This is a genomic window from Roseococcus pinisoli (assembly GCF_018413645.1).
Lineage (GTDB): Bacteria > Pseudomonadota > Alphaproteobacteria > Acetobacterales > Acetobacteraceae > Roseococcus > Roseococcus pinisoli.
Window position 1 is genome coordinate 1507914 of record NZ_JAHCDA010000001.1, and the last position, 23306, is coordinate 1531219.

At 70.4% G+C, this 23306-nt stretch carries 24 protein-coding genes; 12 read left to right on the top strand and 12 right to left on the bottom strand.

The window, feature by feature from the left end:
- Positions 1-50: 50 nt before the first annotated feature.
- Positions 51-1898 (top strand): putative bifunctional diguanylate cyclase/phosphodiesterase, encoded by a 1848-nt coding sequence (locus KHU32_RS07375; protein WP_213669356.1) that lies wholly within the window; start codon positions 51-53, stop codon positions 1896-1898.
- Positions 1899-1910: 12 nt separating this feature from the next.
- On the opposite strand, the gene KHU32_RS07380 is transcribed toward KHU32_RS07375, so the two are convergent.
- A complete protein-coding gene (locus tag KHU32_RS07380) occupies positions 1911-2084 on the bottom strand; it encodes a DUF4169 family protein (protein ID WP_347265514.1) in 174 nt (57 codons plus the stop codon).
- 46 nt (positions 2085-2130) lie between these two features.
- Here KHU32_RS07380 and KHU32_RS07385 point away from each other — a divergent pair, with 46 nt between their 5' ends.
- Positions 2131-2793 (top strand): dienelactone hydrolase family protein, encoded by a 663-nt coding sequence (locus KHU32_RS07385; protein ID WP_213669357.1) that lies wholly within the window; start codon positions 2131-2133, stop codon positions 2791-2793.
- 2 nt (positions 2794-2795) lie between these two features.
- The gene (locus KHU32_RS07390) at positions 2796-3032 is read left to right on the top strand and encodes a hypothetical protein (RefSeq protein ID WP_213669358.1); all 237 of its coding nucleotides are present in this window, start codon (positions 2796-2798) and stop codon (positions 3030-3032) included.
- A gap of 3 nt (positions 3033-3035) precedes the next feature.
- On the opposite strand, the gene KHU32_RS07395 is transcribed toward KHU32_RS07390, so the two are convergent.
- From KHU32_RS07395 to KHU32_RS07405, 3 genes are all read right to left on the bottom strand, one after another.
- Entirely contained in the window at positions 3036-4220 is a 1185-nt protein-coding gene (locus tag KHU32_RS07395) for a M20 aminoacylase family protein (RefSeq protein WP_347265515.1), read from the bottom strand.
- 68 nt (positions 4221-4288) lie between these two features.
- Positions 4289-4519 carry a hypothetical protein gene (locus KHU32_RS07400; RefSeq protein ID WP_213669360.1) on the bottom strand — a complete coding sequence of 77 codons (231 nt, stop codon included), beginning with the start codon at positions 4517-4519 and terminating at the stop codon, positions 4289-4291.
- A gap of 85 nt (positions 4520-4604) precedes the next feature.
- Entirely contained in the window at positions 4605-4925 is a 321-nt protein-coding gene (locus tag KHU32_RS07405) for a hypothetical protein (protein WP_213669361.1), read from the bottom strand.
- A 78-nt stretch (positions 4926-5003) separates the two neighbouring features.
- Here KHU32_RS07405 and KHU32_RS07410 point away from each other — a divergent pair, with 78 nt between their 5' ends.
- The 6 genes from KHU32_RS07410 to KHU32_RS07435 all read left to right on the top strand — a co-directional run bounded on the left by KHU32_RS07410 (position 5004) and on the right by KHU32_RS07435 (position 12953).
- Positions 5004-5942 carry an ArsR/SmtB family transcription factor gene (locus KHU32_RS07410; RefSeq protein ID WP_213669362.1) on the top strand — a complete coding sequence of 313 codons (939 nt, stop codon included), beginning with the start codon at positions 5004-5006 and terminating at the stop codon, positions 5940-5942.
- Between the two features lie 16 nt (positions 5943-5958).
- Positions 5959-9456 carry a methionine synthase gene (gene metH, locus KHU32_RS07415; RefSeq protein ID WP_213669363.1) on the top strand — a complete coding sequence of 1166 codons (3498 nt, stop codon included), beginning with the start codon at positions 5959-5961 and terminating at the stop codon, positions 9454-9456.
- The gene (locus KHU32_RS07420; RefSeq protein WP_213669364.1) at positions 9453-10397 is read left to right on the top strand and encodes a hypothetical protein; all 945 of its coding nucleotides are present in this window, start codon (positions 9453-9455) and stop codon (positions 10395-10397) included. Before metH ends, KHU32_RS07420 begins: the two co-directional genes overlap by 4 nt.
- 137 nt (positions 10398-10534) lie before the next feature.
- Complete coding sequence (locus tag KHU32_RS07425) at positions 10535-11422, top strand: cation diffusion facilitator family transporter (RefSeq protein WP_213669365.1); 888 nt, start codon at positions 10535-10537, stop codon at positions 11420-11422.
- Positions 11419-12321: an energy transducer TonB gene (locus tag KHU32_RS07430; RefSeq protein ID WP_213669366.1), complete on the top strand. Its 903-nt coding sequence runs from the start codon at positions 11419-11421 to the stop codon at positions 12319-12321. The genes KHU32_RS07425 and KHU32_RS07430 overlap by 4 nt, the downstream gene beginning before the upstream one ends.
- Before the next feature lie 80 nt (positions 12322-12401).
- The gene (locus KHU32_RS07435) at positions 12402-12953 is read left to right on the top strand and encodes a cob(I)yrinic acid a,c-diamide adenosyltransferase (protein ID WP_213669367.1); all 552 of its coding nucleotides are present in this window, start codon (positions 12402-12404) and stop codon (positions 12951-12953) included.
- Positions 12954-12987: 34 nt separating this feature from the next.
- Here the strand turns inward: KHU32_RS07435 and KHU32_RS07440 are convergent, their stop codons facing one another.
- From KHU32_RS07440 to KHU32_RS07470, 7 genes are all read right to left on the bottom strand, one after another.
- Entirely contained in the window at positions 12988-13917 is a 930-nt protein-coding gene (locus KHU32_RS07440; RefSeq protein ID WP_249680591.1) for a 3-hydroxybutyryl-CoA dehydrogenase, read from the bottom strand.
- Complete coding sequence (locus KHU32_RS07445; protein WP_213669368.1) at positions 13917-14855, bottom strand: electron transfer flavoprotein subunit alpha/FixB family protein; 939 nt, start codon at positions 14853-14855, stop codon at positions 13917-13919. The genes KHU32_RS07440 and KHU32_RS07445 overlap by 1 nt, the downstream gene beginning before the upstream one ends.
- 2 nt (positions 14856-14857) lie before the next feature.
- The gene (locus KHU32_RS07450) at positions 14858-15607 is read right to left on the bottom strand and encodes an electron transfer flavoprotein subunit beta/FixA family protein (protein WP_213669369.1); all 750 of its coding nucleotides are present in this window, start codon (positions 15605-15607) and stop codon (positions 14858-14860) included.
- A gap of 132 nt (positions 15608-15739) precedes the next feature.
- A complete protein-coding gene (locus KHU32_RS07455; protein ID WP_213669370.1) occupies positions 15740-16099 on the bottom strand; it encodes a helix-turn-helix domain-containing protein in 360 nt (119 codons plus the stop codon).
- Positions 16100-16253: 154 nt separating this feature from the next.
- On the bottom strand, positions 16254-16781 hold the full coding sequence (locus KHU32_RS23430) for a Smr/MutS family protein (RefSeq protein ID WP_213669371.1): 528 nt from the start codon (positions 16779-16781) through the stop codon (positions 16254-16256).
- Positions 16778-17485 (bottom strand): LutC/YkgG family protein, encoded by a 708-nt coding sequence (locus KHU32_RS07465; protein WP_213669372.1) that lies wholly within the window; start codon positions 17483-17485, stop codon positions 16778-16780. Before KHU32_RS07465 ends, KHU32_RS23430 begins: the two co-directional genes overlap by 4 nt.
- Positions 17482-18942: a lactate utilization protein B gene (locus KHU32_RS07470; protein WP_249680592.1), complete on the bottom strand. Its 1461-nt coding sequence runs from the start codon at positions 18940-18942 to the stop codon at positions 17482-17484. Before KHU32_RS07470 ends, KHU32_RS07465 begins: the two co-directional genes overlap by 4 nt.
- 78 nt (positions 18943-19020) lie before the next feature.
- On the opposite strand from KHU32_RS07470, the gene KHU32_RS07475 reads away from it, so the two are divergent.
- The 3 genes from KHU32_RS07475 to KHU32_RS07485 all read left to right on the top strand — a co-directional run bounded on the left by KHU32_RS07475 (position 19021) and on the right by KHU32_RS07485 (position 22854).
- A complete protein-coding gene (locus KHU32_RS07475; RefSeq protein ID WP_213669373.1) occupies positions 19021-20247 on the top strand; it encodes an ABC transporter substrate-binding protein in 1227 nt (408 codons plus the stop codon).
- Positions 20247-21443, top strand: coding sequence for an alpha/beta fold hydrolase (locus KHU32_RS07480; protein WP_213669374.1), 1197 nt, complete (start codon positions 20247-20249; stop codon positions 21441-21443). Before KHU32_RS07475 ends, KHU32_RS07480 begins: the two co-directional genes overlap by 1 nt.
- Before the next feature lie 82 nt (positions 21444-21525).
- Complete coding sequence (locus KHU32_RS07485) at positions 21526-22854, top strand: aspartate aminotransferase family protein (RefSeq protein ID WP_213669375.1); 1329 nt, start codon at positions 21526-21528, stop codon at positions 22852-22854.
- Between the two features lie 60 nt (positions 22855-22914).
- On the opposite strand, the gene KHU32_RS07490 is transcribed toward KHU32_RS07485, so the two are convergent.
- Positions 22915-23250 (bottom strand): GIY-YIG nuclease family protein, encoded by a 336-nt coding sequence (locus KHU32_RS07490; RefSeq protein ID WP_213669376.1) that lies wholly within the window; start codon positions 23248-23250, stop codon positions 22915-22917.
- Positions 23251-23306: the final 56 nt, after the last annotated feature.

The window sequence follows — 23306 nt, forward strand, 5'->3', positions numbered from 1 at the left end:
AGGGTTGGTTAACCTTCTCCCTGCATGCTTCGCCGCGGAAGAGAGCCCCCATGCCGTCACATCCGCGTCTGAGCCTGCCGATCGTGGCGGGAGCCGTCCTGGTGGCGCCGACGATGCTCCTGGCGGGATCGCTGGGGGCGCCGGCCTGGCACGGGCTGGCGACGCTTCCCCTGATGGCGACGGCCTGTTGGAGCCTCGACCGCTGGCGGGAATGGCGGATGCGCCGGGCCGTGGTCGCCTTCCTGATGGCACCGGCTTCCCCGGCTTCCGCCTTCGCCCCCGCGCACGGCCTGCTGGAGGATGCGCCGGTCGGCCTCTGGGAGGTCGATGCCGAAGGGCGAACGCTCTTCGCGAACCGCCAGCTGGCGCGGCTTTTCGGCGGTGAGGCGCCCGTCTCCCTGGCGGCCTCCGGCGTCGCCTGGCCGGAAGAGGGCGCGCTAGCGGCAGTCGGCGAGGGGGGCGCGGTGCTTTCCTTGCCGGGAAAGCCGGACCGGCGGCTTCTGGTGACCGCCTCTCCCTGGTCAGGGGACGGCCTGGGTCGGCGCATGCTTTCGGTTCTCGATGTCACGCGGTTTCCCGCAGGCCGCCCGTCGCGGGAGGTGCCGCCGGGGCAGGATCCGCTCACGGGCCTCGCCAACCGCGCGGCGCTGCAGGCCGGGTTGGCGGAGATGGCGATCGATCCGGGGGGCGGGCTGCTGCTGCTGATCGACCTCGACCATTTCAAATCGGCGAATGAGCGTCACGGTCATGACGCGGGCGATGCCCTGCTGCGCGAGGCGGCGCGGCGGCTCCGGGAGGCGGTGCGGCCGTCGGACCTCGTCAGCCGGCTAAGCGGCGACAAATTCGCCATCCTCGTCTTCGGCGCGCAGGCCGAGGCGGCGGAGGAGATTGCCGGGCGCGTGCGCGAGGCCCTGGCGCCGCGCGCGGCGATCGAGGGGGCGGAGCTTTCCCTGGCGGCGAGCATCGGCATAGCACGCGCGCCGGAACACGGTCTGGATGGCGAGGCGCTGCTGCGGGCCGCGCTCCTCGCGCTGCGCGAGGCGAAGGCGCAGGGGCGCAATACCGTCGTCCTGTTCGAAGCGCGCCTGCGCGACCGGAGCGAGCGGCGTGCCGCGCTGCGGGAGGCCCTGGCCGAGGCGTTGGAGGCCGGCGAACTCGTGCTGCACCTGCAGCCGCAGCAGGACCTCCAGGCGCAGAGGATGGTCGGCGCCGAGGCGCTGATCCGGTGGAACAGCCGGCGCCTGGGCCGCTGGATCCCGCCGGGGGAAATGCTGCCGGCCGCGAGCGAGGCCGGGCTAATGCCGGCGCTGGACCGCTTCGTGCTGCGCGAGGCCGTGCGGATGATCGCAGGCTGGGGCGACAGGCCGGACGCGCCGCGCGTCCTCGGCATCAATATTTCCGTCACGACCCTGCGTGATCCCGCCTTCGCGGAGGAGGTGGCCGCGGCGCTGATCCTGGCGGGCGTGGTGCCCTCGCGGCTGGAGATCGAGATCCCCGAGAACCTCGCCATCCGCGACCTGCCGGGTGTCGCCCGCACTCTCGCGGCGCTGCGCGAGCTGGGCGTGCCGCTCGCCCTGGATGATTTCGGCGGCGGTCATTCCGGCCTTCCGCATGTGGTGCGGCTACCGGTGCAACGGCTGAAGCTCGACCGTTCGATCGTGGCGGGCCTGCCCGATCCCAAGTCCTATGCGGTGCTGCGTGCGACGGTGACGCTGGCGCGCGCCATGGGCATCGAGGTGGTGGGGGAGGGGGTGGAGACGCAGAGCCAGGCCTTCGCGTTGCGCCGCGCGGGCTGCAACATTATCCAGGGCTATCTCATCGCCAGGCCGATGCCGATGGTGGAGCTGGTGCCGCCGCTGCCGGAGCAGGGGGCAGTCTCGCGGCAGGCCAGGGCCTGAAGGCGATCGGGCTCAGTCCGGCTTGGGTTCGAGCCTGGCGGCGTCGAGCAGGGCGCAGCGCCGGGCGTCCTCGGCCTCGTCCACCAGCTTCTGTCCCTTGGTCCGGCCGAAGCTGGCGCGGTTGGCGGCGGCCTGACCGGCCTCCTCGTCCTTCGCCTTCGCCCGGCGCCACTTCCGCAGGTTCACCAGATCGCCCATCCTTCCAATGAAGCACCATGGGAAGTCGAAGCCAATGGACACCATCATCACCGCCGCCGACGGTCACCGCCTCTCGACCTACATGGCGGGCTCCGAGGACGACGCGGACCGTGCCCTGGTCATCGTCCAGGAGATCTTCGGCGTGAACGACCACATGCGCTACGTCGCCGACACTTTTGCGCGCGAGGGCTACTTCGTGGTGGTGCCCGCGCTGTTCGACCGCGCCGAGCGCGACGTCGAGCTCGGCTATGGGCCCGAGGATATCGAGCGCGGCCTCAAGCTCCGCAGCGGAATTCCCGAGGACAAGGTGATGCTCGACATCCTGGCCGCCGCGGGTGCCGCGCCCTCCGGCATTCCCCGCGGCATCATCGGCTATTGCTGGGGCGGCACGGTGGCCTGGCACGGCGCGACGCGCAGCACGGCCTTCAAGGCCGCGGTGGGCTGGTATGGCGGCGGCATCGCGGCGGCGAGGGACGAGGTGCCGACATGCCCGGTCCAGCTGCATTTCGGAGAGAAGGACGGCTCCATTCCGATGGCGAGCGTGGAGGCGATCCAGGCGGCGAGGCCGGAGGTCGAGGTCCTGGTCTACCCCGGGGCGGGCCATGGCTTCGGCTGCGAGGCACGCGGCAGCTACGTCCCGAAGGACGCGGCGCTGGCGCTGAGCCGATCGCTGGAGTTCTTCGGCAAGCACCTCTGAGCGTGCGGCGCCTCGCGCCCTGGATGGTCCTGGCGGCGGGTGGCGCGACGATGCTCATCGGCTTCGCGATGGACCCGCTCTGGCCCGCCCAGGACATGCCGCCGGAGCTGGTGCGGCGCTACGCCGAGGAGGCCGCCGCTGCCGGCCGCGTGTACACGGTCGGCGGCATCCTGCTGCTCCTCGGGATTCTGTGGCTGGCCCTGCGCCTGGCCTTGGGCCTGGTCCGGCGCAGGGCCTGAGCCTCAGTTGTCGGCCTTCTCCGCCGTCACGCGGGCCAGCTTCGCCTCGACCACGGCGGCGAGCACGCCGGCGCCGTAGGGGATCGCCTCGTCGTTGAAGTCGAAGCTCGGATTATGCACCTCGGCCGTGTCGCCGTTGCCGGTGACGATATAGGCGCCGGGGCACTTCTCCAGCATGTAGGCGAAGTCCTCGCCGCCCATGACGGCGGCGAATTCGCGCTTCACGCCGGCTTCGCCGACCAGCTCGGCCGCCGCATCGCCGAGCGAGACGGCTTCGATCGCGTCATTGACCAGCGGCGTGGTGATCACCCGGAAGTCGAGCACCGCCTTGCCGCCGAGGCCGGCCGCGACGCCCTCGCTGATCGCGCGCATGCGGTCCTCCACGAGCTTCATGATCTCGTTGCTGAAGGCCCGCACCGTGCCGCCGAGGCGCACCTCGTTGGGGATCACGTTATAGGCGTTGCCGGCATCGAAGCGCGTGATGCTCAGCACCGCGCGCTCGGCCGCGGGCACGTTGCGCGCGACGACGGATTGCAGCGCCTGGACGACGGCCGCGCCCATCACCACGGGATCGAAAGTCGCCTCGGGGCGCGCGCCATGGCCGCCCTTGCCGGTGATGACGATGTCGTAGAAGGCGACGCCTGCCATCATGGGCCCGGGCCGCAGCCCGTACTGGCCGACCGGCAGGCCCGGGCGGTTGTGCAGGCCGAAGACGGCGTCGCAGGGGAAGCGCTCGAACAGCCCGTCGTCGAGCATGGCCAGCGCGCCGCCCGCGCCTTCCTCGCCCGGCTGGAAGATCAGGTGGACCGTGCCGTCGAAGTTCTTCGTCTCGGCCAGGTACTTCGCGGCGGCGAGCAGCATGGTCGTGTGCCCGTCATGGCCGCAGGCATGCATCTTGCCGGGGATGGTGCTGGCATGGCCGAAGGCATTGGCCTCGGTCATCGCCAGCGCGTCCATGTCGGCGCGCAGGCCGATGCGGCCCTGGCCGTTGCCGTTGCGGATCACGCCGACGACGCCCGTCTTGCCTACGCCGGTATGCACCTCGATGCCCATCTCGGCGAGCTTCTTCGCGACGAGATCCGCGGTGCGGTGCTCCTCGAGGCCGAGCTCGGGATGGGCGTGGATGTCGCGGCGGATGGCGGTGAACTCGGCCTGCCACTGGCCGATCTTCTCGACGGGATTGCTCACGGGGACCCTCGGATGCGTTGCGCGGGGAGTGTGGCGCCGACCGGGGCGCGGGCGCAACGCCGACGGCCTCAGTCGAAGGCGCCGAACAGCCCCAGGCCGACGATGGTCACGAGAACGGCGAGCCCGAAGACGATGAAGAGGAGGTCGAAGGCCGACATGCGCCAATTGCCCATGGGCGCCCATCGCGGCGCGTAGGCATATTCGGGATTGGAGCCCTGCCGGCGCTCGGCCAGGTCGCGGAAGCGGCCGTTCTCGGTGCGGCTCCTGGCGTCGCCCAGATCGTCGGGATTGTCGGCCATGTGCGCCTCCCTCGGGTGGCCTCGACCTTATCCCATGCCGGGGCCGGCTTGAGGGAGAATCGCGCGCGGGAGGGGCTGCTAGGCCTCAGGCCAGCCGGTACCGGGCCGCCGCCAGCTTGTCCTGTGCGAGCGCCTGCCGGGTTTCCTCCCCCAGCCCGTCGGCATCGAGGACGAGGACGCGGTCGAACCAGGGGACGATGCCCCGGACCCGGGCCTGGAAAAGCCGGTCCAGCGCCTGGGCGGCCTCGCCGCGCCCCTGGCAGCAGGCGCAGGCCACCGCATGGAGGGAGGTGCCGGGCATGAAGCTTTCGGAGGCCACGCCGCCGGCCGGCGCGTCCGGGCCGGCGACCACGGCGGCGGGCTTGCCGGCCGCCAGGGCCTCGGCCAGGGCCTTGGCGTCGGGCACCAGGGAAACAGGGATTCGGGCGTCCAGGGACCACGTCATTGCCTGGACATAAGGATTTCTTTATGCCATTGGAAGGGGATGGACCACCTTCTCTCCCAGCTCCGCGCGGCGGCCGAGCCCACGCGGCTTCGTCTCCTCGCGCTCTGCGCCCGCGGAGCCTTCTGCGTGACGGAGCTCTGCGCGGTCCTGGGCCAGTCGCAGCCGCGCCTGTCCCGGCATCTCAAGCTGCTGACCGAAGCCGGGCTGCTCGAGCGGATCCCCGAAGGTCCCAACGCCTATTTCCAGGTCCCGGCCTCGGCCGATCTGGTGCGCGTGGTGCTGGCAAGGCTACCCGAGGAGGAGCCGGTCCTGCAATCCGACCGTCGCCAGGCCGTGCGCATCGCCGCCGAGCGCGCCCGCGCCGCCTCGGACGCCTTCCGCCGCGACGGCATGGACTGGGACGAGCTGCGCGCGCTGGACCTCGACGCCTCGGCGATCGAGACCGCGCTGATGAGCGCGCTGCCGGCCCGGATCGGCGCGCTGCTGGACATTGGCACCGGCACGGGCAGCCTGCTCGAGCTTCTGGCTGACCGTACCGAGCGCGCACTCGGCGTGGATGCGAGCCGCGAGATGCTGGCGCTGGCCCGCGCGCGCCTTTCCGAGCGCGGCCTGACCGACCGCTGCACCGTCCGCCAGGCGGACATGTACCGGCTGCCCCTGGCCGATGAAGGCTTCGATGCGGTGACCCTGCAGATGGTGCTGCATTACGCCGAGGAGCCGGCGGCCGCCCTGGCCGAGGCGGCCCGCGTGCTGCGCCCCGGCGGCATCCTGCTGGTGGCCGACCTCGCCCCGCATGGCGAGGCCTCCGTGCTGACCCGCTTCGCGCATCGCTGGCCGGGCTTCGACGATGCGGCCCTGGCGGGCTGGCTCGGCGAGGCCGGCTGCGCCATCGCTTCCGTGCACGAGATCGGCGGCGCCATGAAGGTCCGCATCTGGCGTGCCGAGAAGCTTCCCGCCCACGCGCTGACCAACGCCTGAGACAGAAGAGCACCTCATGTCCTCTCGCCCGCATCTCCTCGACGCGCTCCGTGACCGCGTGCTCCTCTGCGACGGCGGCATGGGCAGCCGCGTGCAGGCCCTCACCCTCGATGTCGAGAAGGACTACTGGGACAAGGAGAACTGCACCGAGGTGCTGAGCCTCTCCCGCCCCGACCTCGTGCGCGAGATCCATCGCGGCTACTACGAGGCCGGCGCCGACATGGTGCTGACCAATACCTTCGGTGGCAGCCCGATCACGCTGGAGGAGTTCGAGCTCGGCTCCCGCACCTTCGAGATCAACAAGGTGGGTGTGGAGCTGGCGCGCGAGGCGGCCGAGACCTTCGCCGATGGCCGCCACCGCTGGGTCGTCGGCGACATCGGGCCGGGCACGAAGCTGCCGAGCCTCGGCCATATCAAGTACGACGTGCTGGAGGCCGCGCTGGTCGAGCAGTGCCTCGGCCTCATCGCCGGCGGCGCCGACGCGCTGCTGACCGAGACGAACCAGGACACGCTCTTCATCAAGGCCGCGGTGAACGCCGCCAAGATCGCCAAGGCGCAGACGAAGAGCGACATTCCCATCTTCGTGCAGGTGACGGTCGAGACCACGGGCACGCTGCTCGTCGGCCCCGACATCGCCGCCGCCGCCGCCGTGATCCATTCGCTGGACGTGCCGCTGGTCGGCCTCAACTGCGCGACCGGCCCGCAGGAGATGGCGGAGCATGTCCGCTGGCTCAGCCAGAACTGGCCCGGTCTGCTCAGCGTGCAGCCGAATGCCGGCCTGCCGGAGCTGGTGGACGGCAAGACGCACTACCCGCTCGGCGCCGAGGAGATGGCGAGCTGGATGGAGCGCTTCGTCGTCGAGGACGGCTTCAACCTGATCGGCGGCTGCTGCGGCACCTCCACGCCGCATATCGGCGCGCTGGACGCGATGCTGCGCAAGCTGGGCGGCGCCAGCCACCGCCCGGCGCCGATCGCGCGCAAGTTCCACTGGGTGCCCTCCGTGGCCTCGCTCTACTCGGCCGTCTCGCTGAGGCAGGAGAACGCCTACTTCTCGATCGGCGAGCGCTGCAACGCCAACGGCTCCAAGGCCTGGCGCGTGGCGCAGGAAGCGAACGACTGGGACAGCTGCCTCGCCATCGGCCGCGAGCAGGTGGGCGAGGGCTCCAACAGCCTCGACATCTGCACCGCCTTCGTCGGCCGCGACGAGATGTTCGAGATGAGCGAGGTGATCACCCGCTTCACCTCCAGCGTGAACGCGCCGCTCGTCATCGACAGCACCGAGACGCCGATCATCGAGGCCGCGCTGAAGCTGCATGGCGGCAAGCCCATCATCAACTCGATCAACTTCGAGGAGGGTGAGGGCGCGGCGACCGACCGCATGATCCTCGCGAAGAAGTTCGGCGCCGGCGTCATCGCGCTGACCATCGACGAGGTGGGCATGGCGAAGACGGTGGAGGACAAGGTCCGCATCGCGCGGCGCCTCGTGGACTTCGCCTGCAACAAGCACGGCCTGCCGCAGTCGGATCTGATGATCGATCCGCTGACCTTCACGATCGCGACCGGCAACGAGGACGACCGCAAGCTCGGCCTCTGGACGCTGGAGGGCATCCGCCAGATCCGGCAGGAGTTCCCGGACATCCAGATCATGCTGGGCCTGTCCAACATCTCCTTTGGCCTGAACGCGGCCGCGCGCCACGTGCTGAACAGCGTGTTCCTGGATCATGCCGTGAAGGCGGGGATGACGGGCGCGATCGTGCACGTCTCCAAGATCAAGCCGCTGCACGCCATCCCGCCCGAGGAGGTGAAGGTCATGGAAGACCTCATCTTCGACCGGCGCGAGGAGGGCTACGACCCGCTGCAGAAGCTGCTGGAGATGTTCTCCGGCCGGAAGGCCGCGGATGCGGCGGCGAAGGTGAAGGCCGAGACGGTCGAGGGCCGCCTGAAGGACCGCATCGTCGACGGCGACCGCAAGGGCCTCGACGAGGAGCTGGCCGATGCGCTGGCCCAGGGCATCACGCCGCTCGCCATCATCAACGACGTGCTGCTGGACGGCATGAAGGTGGTGGGCGAGCTCTTCGGCGCGGGCAAGATGCAGCTGCCCTTCGTGCTTCAGAGCGCGGAGACGATGAAGGCCGCCGTCGCCTATCTCGAACCGCACATGGAGCGCGTCGAGGGGCAGGAGAAGGGCATCATCGTGCTCGGCACGGTGAAGGGCGACGTGCACGATATCGGCAAGAACCTCGTCGACATCATCCTCACCAATAACGGCTACAAGGTCGTGAATCTCGGCATCAAGGTGCCGCTGAACCAGATCGTCGACGCCGCGCGCGAGCACAAGGCCAATGCCATCGGCATGAGCGGCCTGCTGGTGAAGTCCACCGTGGTGATGCGCGAGAACCTCGAGGAGATGAGCCGCCTCGGCGTCGACATCCCCGTGCTGCTCGGCGGCGCCGCGCTGACGCGCAACTACGTCGAGGACGATTGCGTGAAGGCCTATGCCTCGGGCCGCGTCGTCTATGCGCGCGATGCCTTCGATGGCCTGCACCTGATGGACAAGGTGATGGGCAACGACTTCGAGGGCTATCTCGGCACCATCCAGTCCAAGCGCGCCGGCAAGTCGAGGAATGAGAAGCGGGTGCTCGGCCAGGCCGATCCGCGCGGCTTCGCGCCGGTGGACCTGGCCTATGCGCAGGGTCGTCGCCGCCGTGAGACCGCGAAGCTGCCGGTGCCGGTGCCGCCCTTCTGGGGCGCGAAGATCATCGAGACCGACCCGAAGGCGCTGGTGCCCTTCGTCAACGAGCGCAGCCTCTACCAGTTCCAGTGGGGATTCCGTAAGGCCGGCCGCTCGCTGGAGGACTTCCTCGGCTGGGCGAAGCAGGAGCTGCGCCCGGTCCTGAAGCGCATGCTGTCGATCGCGGAGGAACAAAAGATCCTCAAGCCGCAGGCTTCCTACGGCTACTGGAAATGCGCGGGCCAGGGCAACGACCTGATCCTCTTCGAGGAGGACGGCACGACCGAAGTCGCCCGCTTCAACCTGCCGCGTCAGCCCAAGGAGGATGGCGAGTGCATCGCCGATTTCGTGCGCGACATCGACGATGCCGAGCGGGACGTGATCGGCCTGCAGGTCGTCACCATGGGCCAGCGGACCAGCGACGTCGCGCGCGAGTGGTTCGAGGGGAATCGCTACCAGGACTACCTCTACCTGCACGGCCTGGGCGTCGAGATGGCGGAGGCCCTGGCCGAGGTCACGCACAAGCGCATCCGCGCCGAGCTCGGCTTCGCCTCGGAGGATGAGCGCGACATCGAGAAGATGCTGAGCCAGGGCTATCGCGGCGGCCGCTACAGCTTCGGCTACCCGGCCTGTCCGAAGCTGGAAGACCAGGCGCCGCTGCTGAAGCTTCTCGGCGCCGAGCGCATCGGCGTGGAGATCTCCGACGAGTGGCAGCTCCATCCGGAGCAGAGCACCAGCGCCATCGTGCTGCACCACCCGCGGGCGAAGTACTTCTCCGTATGAGGGCAGCGCGGGCCTGGATCGCCGCGGGCTTCGCGGCGGTCCTGCTGGCTGGCTGCGCCGCCGCGCCCACTCGCGACATCGGGACGAGCTTCTGCGCGGCGCGTGTCGAACGCCGCGCAGCGCCGCTGCCGCCGATGAATCCCGCGCTGACCCAATCGCTCGTCACCCAGGGGCTGAGCCGCGATGCCGCGCAGATGGCCGAGGTCATCGGCGCGCTGGACGGGCTGCAGGGCCTCCTCGCGGCGGAGCGCCGGCGCTCGGTCGACGTCCAGTTCCTGCTGGCCCGCCAGGCCGTGACGGATCGTGTCCTGCTGGCCACGCTCGACGTGAACGCCTCGCTCGCCGCCATCGATTGCGAGGGCGAGCGCGGGGATTCGCTGCGCGGCCAGCTCCAGCGCATCGAGGCCCGGCGCGCACGCAACCTCGGCCTCGCCAGCATCCTGCTCGGTGCGACGACGGCGGCACTCTCGGGTGGGCTGGGGCTGGCGGGCATCGACCGGGCGGGCGACATCGTGGGCATCATCGGCGGTACGGCCGAGGCCACCATCGGCGGCGCGCTGCTCTATGGTTCCGCCTCAGGGCGTCTCCGCACACGCAGCAACCTGCTCGGCGAGATCCTGCAGCATCCCGAGGAATCGAGGCTCTTCCCGCCGACGGTCTGGCGCTACCTCACGCGGCGGGAGGAGCCGGGGGCCCGCAGCATCGCCGAGGAGATCGTGGCAAACTGGCAGTCGGCCGGGCTCCTGCGCGAGAACGATCCGCTGATGGATCCCGAGGGCGAGTTCACCGTCTCGGACCTCGAGCGGCGGGACGGGATGCTCGACCTGCTGGAGGCGCGCATCGCGCTCATGAGCCGGGACCTGCGGGTCCTGCTCGAAGAGGTGATGGAGCGCATGCCCTCGCTGGCCATCCGCCCGGCCAGGAACGTGGCGCGGCCCTGAGCCCGCCTCGCTGTCACCGCTTCGCGGTTGCGGCGATGCGTCCCTTCCGCGAAGCTTCCATGCCGCCGGAGAAGGTTCGCGACCCGGTGGGAATGGGGTAGAGGGGCGCCATCCGCGAACGCCTTTTGGAACGTGATTTGACCCGTGCCGTGAACCTCGCGGTGGGCAGCGTCGTCGTTGCCCTTGCCGTCCTGGCGCTGAAGCTCGCGGCCTGGTGGCTGACGGGCAGCGTGGCGCTGTTCGCCGACGCGCTGGAAAGCGTGGTCAACGTGGCTGCCGCCGGCGCGGCCCTGGTGGCGATCCGCCTCTCCGCCATGCCGGCCGATGCGAACCACCCCTACGGCCACGACAAGGCGGAGTATTTCTCCGCGGTTCTTGAGGGCGCGCTGATCCTGGTCGCCGCCTTCGTGATCCTGCACGAGGTCTGGACGGCCTGGCTGCGCCCCCGTGAGCCGGATCTCGCGCCGTTGGGCCTCGTCATCTCCATGATCGCGACGGCGCTGAACGCGGCCTGGTGCTCGGTCCTCTTCCGCCACGGGCGGCGTCTGCGCTCGCCCGCGCTGGTGGCCGATGCGCGCCATCTTCTGGCGGATGTCGTGACCTCGGCGGGCGTGCTGGCGGGCATCCTGCTGGCCCTCGTCACCGGCTATTACTGGCTCGATCCGCTGCTGGCGGCGCTGACCGCGGTGAACATCCTCTTCAGCGGTGCGCGGTTGGTGCGCGAGAGCGTGGGCGGACTGATGGACGAGGCGGTGCCGCCCGACCAGCTCGCGCGCATCCGCCACACCGTCTCCTGCGCCGCCGAAGGCGCCATCGAGGCGCATGACATCCGCTCCCGCCAGTCCGGCCGCTGGACCTTCATAGAGTTCCATCTGGTCGTGCCGGGGGACATGCGCGTCGTGGAGGCGCATGAGATCTGCGACCGGATCGAAGCCGCGCTGAAGGCCGAGCTCGGCGACGCCGTCATCACCATCCATGTCGAGCCTGAGGGCAAGGCGAAGCACAGCGGGGTATTGGTGCTGTGAGCGGACGGCGCCGCCGGGCGCCTGATCGTTTCGCCCTGGCGGCGGTGGCCTCGGCGGCTGTCCATGCCGCGGCGCTGGCGGCGGCCTTGCTGTGGTTCGGCCGCACGCCGCCCCGACCGCCCGCCGTGGAGCAGGGCGTCGAGATCGTCTGGGACGACACCTCCGGCGAGGCTGTGGGCGAAGATCCCGCCGAAGCAGCGGAACCGGGCGCCCCGCCCAGTGCTCCGGCGCCCGAGGCGGTGCAGGCCCCCGAAGCGCCGCGCATGGCCGAGGTGCCGCCGACCCCGATTGCCGAGCCCACGGACGTGCCCGCGCCGCCCCAGCCGCCCGCGCCCCCCGCTCCTCCGGCTGCGCCCCGCCTGGCCGAAGCCCCGCCGGCCCCCGCCGCCGCGCCCGACTCGCCGCCCCTGGAGGCGCCGGAGCCGGATATCGCCGCATTGCCGCCGGTGCCCGAGGCTGCCCCTTCCAGCGTCACGGAGATTCCCGAGCCGCCTCCACCTCCGCCGCCCCCTCAACCCGCCGCGCCGCGCGCGGAGCCGCGGCCGCCCGCCCAGGCCACGCGGCAGGGAGAGGGGCAGGCCGTGCGCAGCGCCCCTGGCATCGGCCGCGCCACCGGCGCCGTGGTGCCGCCCGGCCTCGATTCGAGCTTCCGCAATGCCGCCCCCGCCTATCCCGAGACCTCCCGCCTGCGGGGCGAGCAGGGCGCCGTCGGGCTGGAGCTGTCGATCGATGCGCAGGGTCGCGTCGTCAGCGCGGTGGTGGCACGATCCTCCGGCTCGCCCGCGCTGGACGCGGCGGCGCGGAGCGCGGTGCTGGCCTGGCGCTTCCGCCCGGCGCGGGTGGACGGCCAGCCGGTGCCCGGGGCCATCCGGACGACGGTGCATTTCCGGCTGAGCTGACGCATTTCCCGGTCGGTCACCTCCGACGACTTGGAGATGCGCCGGAACAGAAGACCAACGCGGCAGAGGGAGTTTTCGGAATGGTGAAGCTCGACGTCATCACCACGCGCGGCGGCGACGGCGGCCAGACCTCGCTCGGCGACGGCACGCGGCTGCGCAAGGATGCACTGCGCATCCAGGCCATCGGCGAGGTGGACGAGCTCAATGCCACGATCGGGCTGCTGCGGCTGCAGGCCGATCCGGAGGCGGATGCCATGCTGGCGCGCCTGCAGAACGACCTCTTCGACCTGGGCGCGGATCTCTGCATGCCCGGGACCGGGGAGGGCCTGCGGATGACCGAGGCCCAGTGCCTGCGGCTGGAGCGCGAGGTGGCGGCGATGAACGAGGCGATCCCGCCCTTGCGCAGCTTCGTCCTGCCGGGGGGCACGCCCGCGGCGGCCTATGCGCATCTCGCGCGCACGGTGGCGCGGCGGGCGGAGCGGAGCGTGGTGGCGCTGGCGGCGGCGGAGCCGGTGAATCCCGAGGCGGTGCGCTGGCTCAACCGCGCCTCGGATCATCTTTTCGTGCTGTCGCGCCGCTTCAACGGGAACGGCGCGGGGGACGTGCTGTGGGTGCCCGGGGGCAACCGGTAGGAAGGAAAAGGGAAGGGGCTTTCGCCCCTTCGTTTCACCGCGTCGGCGCGGGCGGGTCCTGGCTGTAGTCGTAGAAGCCCTTGCCGGTCTTCCGGCCGAGCCAGCCGGCCTCGACATACTTCACCAGCAGCGGGCAGGGACGGTACTTGCTGTCCGACAGCCCGTCATAGAGCACCTGCATGACCGAGAGGCAGGTATCGAGGCCGATGAAGTCCGCCAGCTCCAGCGGGCCCATCGGGTGGTTGGCGCCGAGCTTCATGGCCGTGTCGATGCTGCGGATGTCGCCCACGCCCTCATAGAGCGCGTAGACGGCCTCGTTGATCATCGGCACCAGGATCCGGTTCACGATGAAGGCCGGGAAGTCCTGCGCCGTCGCCGTCATCTTGCCGAGCTTGCGCGCCAGCGCCTCGACGGCACGGTAGGTCGGCTCGTCGGTCGCGATGCCGCGGATGACCTCGACCAGCTTCATGACCGGAACCGGGTTCATGAAGTGCATGCCGATGAAGCGCTCGGGCCGGTCCGTCACGGCGGCGAGCCGCGTGATCGAGATCGAGCTCGTGTTGGAGGCGAGCATCGCCTCCGGCTTGAGGTGCGGGCAGAGCGCCTTGAACACCTCGCGCTTCACCTCCTCCTTCTCGGTCGCCGCTTCGATGACGAAGTCGGTCGTGCCGAAGCTGGCGAGGTCGGTGCTGGTGGTGATGCGCTCCAGCGCCTCGTCGCGCTGCTCGGGCGTGATCAGCTTGCGGCCGATCTGGCGCTCCATGTTGCGCGCGATGGTGGCCAGCGCCTTGTCCAGCGCCGGCCGGCTGATGTCCACCATCGCCACAGGAAGGCCGGCCAGCGCGCTGACATGCGCGATGCCATTGCCCATCTGGCCCGCGCCGATGATGCCGATGGAACGGATTTCCGGAATCTCCACGGGGGAGTCCGGCAGGTCGGCGCGCGTGGCGAGGTGGATCGACATCAGGCGGGCTTGCCCAGCTCGGCTTCGAGCTCCGGCAGGACCTTGAACAGGTCACCCACGAGGCCGTAGTCGGCCACCTGGAAGATCGGCGCCTCCTCGTCCTTGTTGATGGCGACGATGACCTTGCTGTCCTTCATGCCGGCCAGGTGCTGGATGGCGCCCGAGATGCCGACCGCGATGTAGAGGTCGGGGGCGACGATCTTGCCGGTCTGGCCCACCTGGTGGTCATTGGGCGCGTAGCCCGCATCGACCGCCGCGCGCGAGGCGCCGACCGCGGCGCCGAGCAGGTCGGCCACCTTCTCGATCAGGTGGAAGTTCTCGGCGGAGCCCATGGCGCGGCCGCCGGAGACGACGACCTTGGCCGCCGTCAGCTCCGGACGCTCGGACTTGCTCACCTCGGCGCCGATGAAGCTCGAGGTGCCGGGATCGGCCGCCGCGGCGACGTTCTCGATCGGCGCGGAGCCGCCGGTGGCGGGCGCGGGATCGAAGCTGGCGGCGCGGACGGTCAGCACCTTCTTGGCGTCGCTGCTCTTCACCGTCGCCATCGCGTTGCCCGCGTAGATCGGGCGCACGAAGGTGTCGGCGTCGACCACGCCCGAGATGTCGCTGATCGGCTGCACGTCCAGCAGCGCGGCGACGCGCGGCATCACGTTCTTGCCGGCGGCCGAGGCCGGGGCCAGCAGGTGCGAGTAGTTCGGCGCCAGGCTCACCAGCAGGGCGGAGACCGGCTCGGCGAGGCGATGGGCCAGCGAGGCGTCGTCGGCCAGCAGGACCTTCGTCACGCCCGGCACGGCGGCGGCGGAAGCGGCGGCCGCCGCCGCGCCCTCGCCCAGGACGAGCACATGCACTTCGCCCAGCTTGGCGCCGGCGGCGACGGCGCTGCGCGTCGGCTGCGAGACGGCCTTACCGTCGTGATCCGCGAGGAGGAGAACGGCCATGTTCAGATCACCTTGGCTTCGTTGCGCAGCTTGGAGACCAGCTCCTGCACGGAACCGACCTTGGCGCCGGCCTGGCGCTTCGCCGGCTCCTCGACCTTCAGCACCGTCAGGCGCGGCGTGACGTCCACGCCGAGATCGGCGGGCTTCACGTTGTCGATGGGCTTCTTGCGTGCCTTCATGATGTTGGGCAGCGAGGCGTAGCGCGGCTCGTTGAGGCGCAGATCCGCGCTGACCACGGCCGGCAGCTTCACCTTCACCGTCTCGAGGCCGCCATCGACCTCGCGCGTGACGGTGGCGGAGCCGTCGGCGATCTCGACCTTGCTGGCGAAGGTCGCCTGCGGCCAGCCGAGCAGGGCGGCGAGCATCTGGCCCGTCGCGCTCATGTCGTCGTCGATGGCCTGCTTGCCGAGGATCACCAGCTCGGGCGATTCCTTGTCGACCAGCGCCTTGAGCAGCTTGGCGACGGCGATCGGCTCGAGCGTGCCGTCATGCTCGATGAGGATGCCGCGGTCGGCGCCCATGGCGAGCGCGGTGCGGATCTGCTCGGCCGCGGCGGCGGGGCCGGCCGAGACCGCAACGATCTCGGTGGCGATGCCCTTCTCCTTGAGACGGACCGCTTCCTCGACGGCGATCTCGTCGAAGGGGTTCATCGACATCTTGACGTTCGCCGTCTCAACGCCCGTGCCATCCGACTTCACGCGGACCTTGACGTTGTAATCGACCACCCGCTTGACCGGGACGAGAAGCTTCATTGCCCGTTGCGCCTTCTTTTGCTGCACTGCCGTGAAAACGGACCGGAACCTACCTATCGGTCGGGTGAAGGGCAAGCCGCCACGCGGCTTTGCCCATTGATTCGATCCCGGGCCGGCCCTCGGCCAGGAGGTTTATTCCGAGTCCGTTTCGAGTAGCGCCAGCAGCTCCGCCACCCGGGCTTCGGGAAGGTCGCGGATGCGGCGGGCCAGCCGGTTCGCGAGCTCGGTGGCCTGGGGGCTGAGGCCGGCGGTATCCACCACCACCCGGGGGTGCGAGAGGCGGGCCAGGCGCACCAGCTCCTCCCCGTCGTCCCAGATCAGGCCGAAATGCTCGTTGACCTGGTGGATGAGCCCGGCCGAGGGGCGGCCGCGCTTGCCGTGCTCGAGCGCGGAGAGATAGGCGGGCGAGACGTGGAGGGCGTGGGCCAGCGAGGTCAGGGAAATGCCCCGGTCCTCGCGCAGCTCCCGCAGCCTCTGGCCGAAGGGGGTCATGTGTTTTTGCCCTCGGGCGCCGGGCGCCGCCTCTGGCGGCTTGGCTTCGCCGCGTTGAGCGCGGTGCCGGAGGGTAGGGCGGTTGGGCGGCGCCGGCCGCGTTGCGGCCGGATGCTGGTGGGAGGCCGCTCCTCGGGCGGGACCATCGCGCCCGTCATCGCGGGCGGCGGAGCAGCAAGTGCACGGCGCCCGCGTTGGAACGATGCGGGTGCGCGGCGCCGAGGATCAGCTGGCGCATCGCGGGCGCGTTCAGCCAATGCGGCAGCTCGCGCCGGAGCACGCCGCCCTCCTGGCTGCTGCCCTTGCCCGTTACGATGCAGACCACCCGCAGCCCCTCGATCTGGGCGGAGCGCAGAAAGCGCTCGACCTCCAGATGGGCCTTGGCGGCCGTCATGCCGTGCAGGTCCAGCTTGCGCTCGGGCCGCATCGTCCCGCGGCGCAGGTCGCGCCAGCGCCGGGCATCCAGGCCGGAGGGCTGGTTCCCCACCGCGATCTCGGGCGGCGGCGGCGGCCGGCGGGGGGCGGGCGGCGCGGCCGGTATGGCCTCGGCCGGGCGCGGCGGCGGCGTGACCGTGATGGAGGGCGGCGCCTCGGGCAGCTCGCGGCCGGGGAGGGGGCGGATGCTGCGCGCCACGGCCGCCCAGAGCGCCCGATCCTCCTCGGTGAGACCCCGGCGCCTCACGACCCGGCGAGGGCGGCGGGGTCGTCGTCCAGGAGGAGGACATGCAGCATCCGCGGCCCATGCGCGCCGAGCTCCAGCGTCTGCTCGATATCCGCGCTGCGCGAGGGGCCGGTCACCAGCATGACGTTGCGGGGCATGAAGCCGCCGGTGAGGGCATCCTTCTGCTCGGCCCGCAGCAGGTCCCAGGCCTCCTCATAGGCGCCGACGATGCGCGAGGCGCGCACCAGCACCATCGCCACATCCGGCAGCAGGTTGAGCGTGGTGGGCCGGATGGGGGCGGAGGGGAGCATCAGCGTGCCCGTCTCGGCGATGGCGGCAAAGGCGCTCTGCAGGCTCACCACGTCGTCCGGCAGGCCCTTGCGCGCCTCGAACTGCAGCATCGGCCGCGAGGACCAGTCGATGCCCTGCAGCTCCGGGTTCGGCGCCATGGCGAAGCGCGGCGGCTGGTTCTGCGCGGCCAGGTAGTCGGCGATGGCGGCCGGCACGGCATCGAGGTCGGGGATGCGCTCGACGCTGCCGAACTCCTTCTCGATATTGGCGACGAAGAGCGCGATCTGCTCCGGCCGCGAGACGCGCGAGCGGGCGGGAATCAGGTGGCGCGGCGGCGCGGCCATGCGGGCGCGCAGCATGGCCTTCTGGTCTTCCGGCAATTCGCCGCGGCGCAGGCCGCGGCGGATCGCGCCGAGGATGGCGTCCTTGCTCATCGCCGCAGGGCCTCCGCGCGCTGGCGCTTCTTGTACTGGGCCATGAAGGTGCCGCCCTGCGGGACCGGCAGGTCGCGCCCCTCGGTCCAGCCGCCGGCCAGCGGCAGCTTCCGGAACGCGCCCTTGTTGCGCCCGAAAAGGCCGAGCGTGCCGATCGCCAGGCGCGTCGCCGCCCGGTAGAGCCCCGGCCGCTTGGCGAACCAGGCCCAGATATCGAGGTTCGTGCGCAGCGCGCCCGGCCGCAGGTGCCGCTCGAACTCGCGCTCGCGCCAATGGCGCATGAGGTTGGGCAGCGGGATCTTCACCGGGCAGACGCTCTCGCAGCGGCCGCAGAAGGTGCTGGCATTAGGCAGGTGCCCGGACTTCTCCACGCCGATCAGCGAGGGCGTCAGCACCGCGCCCATCGGGCCCGGATAGACCCAGCCATAGGCATGCCCGCCCGTGGCGCCATAGACCGGGCAATGGTTCATGCAGGCGGCGCAGCGGATGCAGCGCAGCATGTCCTGGAACTCGGTACCGATCATGTCGGAGCGGCCGCCGTCGATCAGCACGACGTGGTATTCCTGCGGCCCGTCCAGGTCGCCCTCGCGCCGAACGCCGGTGCTGAAGGTCGTGTAGACCGAGAAGTCCTGGCCGGTGGCCGAGCGCGCCAGCAGCCGCAGCAGCGAGGTCGCGTCCTCGAGCGTGGGGACGCATTTCTCGATGCTCGCCAGCGCGATGTGCACGCGCGGCAGGGTCTGCGTCAGGTCGCCATTGCCCTCGTTGGTGACGATGACCGAGGAGCCCGTCTCGGCGATGAGGAAATTGGCGCCGGTGATGCCGACATCGGCCGCCAGGAATTTTCCCCGCAGACGCGAACGCGCCTCCGTCAGCAGGTCCCGCCGCTCATGAAAGACGCGATCTTTCGGCAGGTCCGTATGCATCTGGCGAAAACTCTCCTCCCAATCCTCACGGTTGAGGTGGAAGGCCGGCGCGATGATGTGGGACGGCGTCTCCTTGCGGAGCTGGATGATGTACTCGCCGAGGTCGGTCTCGATCGGCGCGATGCTGTGGCGCTCCAGGTGATCGTTGATCCCGAGCTCCTCGGAGATCATGGACTTGCCCTTGGTGACGGTCCTGGCGCCGGCATCCCGGCAGATCTTCAGGACCGCCGCCCGCGCCTCGTCCGGCGTGCTGCACCAATGGACCTTGCCGCCCGCGCGCTCGACATTCGTGGCATAGGTCTCGAGGTAGAAGTCGAGATTGGCGATCGCGTGGTTCTTGATGTCCCGCCCGATCTCCCGCAGCCGCTCGAACTCCGGCAGGCGGCCGACCGCCGCGGCGCGGCGCTGGAGGAAGGCGCCCTTGGCGGTCGTCAACGCCTTCTGCAGGCCGGGGTCGGCCATGGCGCGGCGGGCGTTTTCCTTGAATTGGGGCGAGGTGGCGAGCACCGGACTGTCCTGGCTGGGGCCGGCCATACTACCCCGGCCGCGTCCTGGGCAAAGGGGTAAGCGCATGCCAAGCTTGGCCTAATAACGAGGAACGGGGGCAAACTCATGTCTGGGACCGTCAGGCGCCGCGTCGCACTCTCCCTTCCACTCGTCGCCGCGCCGGCGCTGGTCAGGGCGCAGGGCGCCACGATCCGCCTCGGCGTCCTCACGGACATGGCCGGCCCCTATGCGGGCAATACCGGGCCGGGGAGCCTGACCGGCGCGCGCCTCGCCGCCGAGGATTTCATGAAGGCCAACCCCACGCTGCACGTCGAGATCCTCTCGGCCGACGCGCAGAACCGGGTGGATGTCGGCTCGCAGGCCGCCCGCTCCTGGTTCGATACCCAGGGCGTGGACGCCGTGCTGGACCTCCCGATGAGCGCCCTGGCGTTGAACGTCATCGACATCGTCAAGGAAAAGAACAAGGTCGCGCTCTTCACCGGCCCGGCCTCGAGCGACCTGACCGGGCGCGCCTGCAGTCCGAACCACGTGCACTGGGTCTATGACAGCTGGTCCCTGGCGCATGCGCTGGGCACGGCGACGGTGCAGGTGGGCGGCGATACCTGGTTCTTCCTGACCGCCGACTATGCCTTCGGCCATTCGCTGGAGCGCGACACCAGCGCCTTCGTGACGGCAGCCGGCGGGCGGATCGTCGGCACGGCGCGGCATCCCTTCCCGGGGACCACGGATTTCAGTTCCTTCCTGCTCCAGGCGCAGGCGAGCCGGGCGAAGGTGCTGGGCCTCGCCAATGCAGGCTCGGACGCGGTGAACAGCATCAAGCAGGCGGCCGAGTTCGGCCTGACGCGGCGCGGCATGCGGATCGCCGCCATGCTCACCCAGATCAACGACGTTCATGCCCTGGGGCTGGAGGCGGCGCAGGGCCTGCTAGTGACCGAGAGCTTCTACTGGGACATGAACGACGGGACCCGCGCCTTCACCGAGCGTTTCGTCCGCGAGCGCAATGGCCAGCGCCCGGGCATGATCCACGCCGGCGCTTATTCGGCGACGATGCACTACCTCAAGGCGGTGGCCTCGCTGGGCGCGGCGCAGGCCAAGGCGGACGGGGCCGCGGTGATCCGGCGGATGAAGGAGATGCCGACGGATGATCCGCTCTTCGGCCAGGGCACGGTCCGCGCCGATGGCCGGAAGATCCACTCCATGCATCTGTTCCAGGTGAAGACCCCGGCCGAGAGCCGCGGGGCTTGGGACTATTTCCAGCTCCTGCAATCCGTGCCGCCCGAGCAGTCTTTCCGCCCCATGGCGGAAGGCGGCTGTGCGCTGGTGCGTCCCTGATGCCGCTCTCCGGCTTTGCGAATGCGCGCCTGGGGCGGGACCTCGACGCCGTGGTGCTGCTCGATGCGGGCGGCGAGGTCACGCGCTTCACCGTCAGCGACGGCCGGGTGGTGGCCGCCGAGCCGGCCGGCGTGATGGCGCGCTACGACATCGCGCTGCGCTTCACGGCCGAGGGCTGGGAGAAGTTCCGCGCCGATCCGCCGCCGCCGCGCTGGGGGGACCTTCTGGCGCTGCGCCGGCATGGCGCCGTGACGATCGAGGGCGATACGCGCCTCTTCTTCGCCTATCTGCCCTGGTTCAAGGCGGCCTTCGCCCGCCCTCGCCCATCCGAGCCGCAACCGACCTTCCAGCCCGGCTACGACGCCATCACCGGCCGCTACTTCCACATGGAGCTGGAGGGCCGCCCGCATCGCGTCTTCATCGAGGAGGCCGGCGCCGGCATACCCCTCCTGCTGCTTCACACCGCGGGCTCCGATGCGCGGCAATGGCGGCACATCCTCAACGACCCCGCCGTCACCAGCCGCTTTCGCTGCATCGCGCCCGATATGCCCTGGCACGGCAAGTCCTCGCCGCCCGCCGGCTGGGAGCGGGAGGAATACCGCCTGACCACCGCCGCCTATACCGGCTTCGCCATGGCCCTCAGCGCGGCCCTGGGCGCGGACCGGCCGGTGGTGATGGGCTGCTCCATCGGCGGGCGCATCGTGCTGGATCTGGCCGCCCGCCATGCAGGGGAGCTGCGCGGCGTCATCGGCCTGCAGGGCAGCGCCTTCGTGCACCCGTATTACGACACCACGATGCTGCATCACCCCCAGGTGCATGGCGGCGAGGTCTGTGCGGCGGCCGTCTCCGGCCTCATCGCCCCGACCGCGCCCGAAGCGGACCGCCACGAGACCTTGTGGCACTACATGCAGGGCGGCCCCGGCGTCTTCCGGGGCGACCTGCATTTCTACAAGGAGGAGGGCGACCTCCGCCCCCTGCTGGCGCGGATCGAGACGGCAAATTGCCCGGTCTACCTGCTGACCGGCGAGCACGACTATTCCTGCCGGCCGGAGGACACCCTGGCCACCGCCGCGGCCATCCCCGGCGCGGTGGCGACCATCATGGAGGGCCTCGGGCATTTCCCGATGAGCGAGGACTACGCGGCGCTGCGGCCGCATCTCCTGCCGGTCCTGGAGGCTTTCGCGTCCAGGGGCTGAGGCGCGAAGTTTACCGGCGGGGCTGACGACAATCCCGCCGGACCGGGCTATCCTCGCGCCGCCATCTTCCAGGGTCCAGCCGATGAACGAGCTCTCCGTCCCGCGTCCGAACGATCTCGACGCCTATTTCATGCCCTTCTCGGACAACAAGTACTTCAAGAGCCACCCGCGCCTGCTCGCGCGGGCCGAGGGCATGAGCTACTTCACGCCCGAGGGGAAGGAAGTGCTCGACGGCACGGCGGGCCTCTGGTGCAGCAATGCCGGCCATGGCCGCCGCGAGATCGTCGAGGCCATCCAGAAGCAGGCCGCGATCCTCGACTTCGCGCCGACCTTCCAGCTCGGCCATCCGCTGGCCTTCGAGGCGGCGGCGCGCGTGGCGGATCTGACGCCCAAGGGCATGGACCGCGTCTTCTTCACCAATTCCGGCTCCGAGAGCGACGACACCGCGCTCAAGATCGCCCTGGCCTACCAGAAGGCCCGCGGCCAGGCGCAGCGCGTCCGCCTCATCGGGCGTGAGCGCGGCTATCACGGCGTGGGCTTCGGCGGCATGTCGGTCGGCGGCATCGGCGGCAACCGCAAGCAGTTCGGCACGCAGCTCCCCTATGTCGACCACCTGCCCTCGACGCACCTGCCGGCGCAGAACGCCTTCGTGAAGGGCCAGCCGGCCCATGGCGCCCACCTGGCCGATGAGCTGGAGCGCCTGGTGAACCTGCATGGCGACACCATCGCCGCCGTGATGGTCGAGCCGGTGGCGGGCTCGACGGGCGTGCTGGTGCCGCCGGTCGGCTACCTGGAGCGCCTGCGGGAGCTGTGCACGAAGCACGGCATCCTGCTGATCTTCGACGAGGTCATCACGGGCTTCGGCCGCATCGGCAACCATTTCGGCTCCGAGCGCCTGGGCGTGATCCCGGACATGATCACCATGGCCAAGGGCCTCACCAACGCGGCCGTGCCGATGGGCGCCGTCGCCGTCAGCGACGAGATCTACGACACCATCGTGAACGGCGTGGCCGGCGGGATCGAGTTCTTCCACGGCTACACCTATTCGGGCCATCCGCTGGCGGCCGCGGCGGCGATCGCCACCATCGACATCCATGTGCGCGAGGACCTGCCCGGCCGCGCCAAGGCGATGGAGCCCTATTGGGAGGAAGCGACGCACTCCCTGAAGTCCTCGCCGAACGTGATCGACATCCGCAACTTCGGCCTCATCGCGGGTATCGAGCTGCAGCCGCGCGAGGGCAAGCCGGGCGACCGCGCCATGCAGGTCTTCCGCCGCTGCTTCGACGACGGGCTGCTGGTGCGCGTGACGGGCGACATCATCGCGCTGAGCCCGCCGCTCATCATCGAGAAGTCGCATGTGGACCGCATCTTCAGCACGCTGGCCGACGCGATCCACAAGGAAGCCGCCTGAGCTTTCCGATACCGGCAGGGCCCTTCGGGGACCTGCCGGAAGCTGCGGCCGGCCCCGGCCTCAGAGGGGCTCGGCGTGGAGCGCCTCGCACCAGTGCTCCACCCGGCTCCGCAGGGCGCGATCCCGCCCATAGCCGATCTTCTCGACATCCACCTGCTCGACCACGGCGAAGGTGAAGTCCTCGGCGCCGTGCTCCCGCCACGCCGCCTGGAGGGAGCGCTGGGGCGCATGGCCCTGGCGCAGCGTGAAGGACAGGCGATTCCAGATCGTGGCGAGGTCCGGCGCGCTCCCCACCCATTGCCGGCCGGTCGAGGCGCTGCGCACGGCATAGACGCCGGTGGCGACCCTCCTTTCCTTATAGGCGGCGATGGCCGCCTTCCTGTCGTCTTGCTGCATGATCTCGCTCCGGGGCGCAGGGGATCTCCGCTGGTCGGATCCCATTAGGGGTATTT

Bases quoted from the DNA above. Each gene is read 5' to 3' on its own strand.
- KHU32_RS07375 (WP_213669356.1), top strand. From the start codon at position 51: ATGCCGTCACATCCGCGTCTGAGCCTGCCGATCGTGGCGGGAGCCGTC.
- KHU32_RS07385 (WP_213669357.1), top strand. From the start codon at position 2,131: ATGGACACCATCATCACCGCCGCCGACGGTCACCGCCTCTCGACCTAC.
- KHU32_RS07400 (WP_213669360.1), bottom strand. From the start codon at position 4,519: ATGGCCGACAATCCCGACGATCTGGGCGACGCCAGGAGCCGCACCGAG.
- KHU32_RS07410 (WP_213669362.1), top strand. From the start codon at position 5,004: ATGGACCACCTTCTCTCCCAGCTCCGCGCGGCGGCCGAGCCCACGCGG.
- metH (WP_213669363.1), top strand. From the start codon at position 5,959: ATGTCCTCTCGCCCGCATCTCCTCGACGCGCTCCGTGACCGCGTGCTC.
- KHU32_RS07420 (WP_213669364.1), top strand. From the start codon at position 9,453: ATGAGGGCAGCGCGGGCCTGGATCGCCGCGGGCTTCGCGGCGGTCCTG.
- KHU32_RS07435 (WP_213669367.1), top strand. From the start codon at position 12,402: ATGGTGAAGCTCGACGTCATCACCACGCGCGGCGGCGACGGCGGCCAG.
- KHU32_RS07440 (WP_249680591.1), bottom strand. From the start codon at position 13,917: ATGTCGATCCACCTCGCCACGCGCGCCGACCTGCCGGACTCCCCCGTG.
- KHU32_RS07445 (WP_213669368.1), bottom strand. From the start codon at position 14,855: ATGGCCGTTCTCCTCCTCGCGGATCACGACGGTAAGGCCGTCTCGCAG.
- KHU32_RS07450 (WP_213669369.1), bottom strand. From the start codon at position 15,607: ATGAAGCTTCTCGTCCCGGTCAAGCGGGTGGTCGATTACAACGTCAAG.
- KHU32_RS07455 (WP_213669370.1), bottom strand. From the start codon at position 16,099: ATGACCCCCTTCGGCCAGAGGCTGCGGGAGCTGCGCGAGGACCGGGGC.
- KHU32_RS07465 (WP_213669372.1), bottom strand. From the start codon at position 17,485: ATGAGCAAGGACGCCATCCTCGGCGCGATCCGCCGCGGCCTGCGCCGC.
- KHU32_RS07470 (WP_249680592.1), bottom strand. From the start codon at position 18,942: ATGGCCGGCCCCAGCCAGGACAGTCCGGTGCTCGCCACCTCGCCCCAA.
- KHU32_RS07475 (WP_213669373.1), top strand. From the start codon at position 19,021: ATGTCTGGGACCGTCAGGCGCCGCGTCGCACTCTCCCTTCCACTCGTC.
- KHU32_RS07480 (WP_213669374.1), top strand. From the start codon at position 20,247: ATGCCGCTCTCCGGCTTTGCGAATGCGCGCCTGGGGCGGGACCTCGAC.
- KHU32_RS07485 (WP_213669375.1), top strand. From the start codon at position 21,526: ATGAACGAGCTCTCCGTCCCGCGTCCGAACGATCTCGACGCCTATTTC.
- KHU32_RS07490 (WP_213669376.1), bottom strand. From the start codon at position 23,250: ATGCAGCAAGACGACAGGAAGGCGGCCATCGCCGCCTATAAGGAAAGG.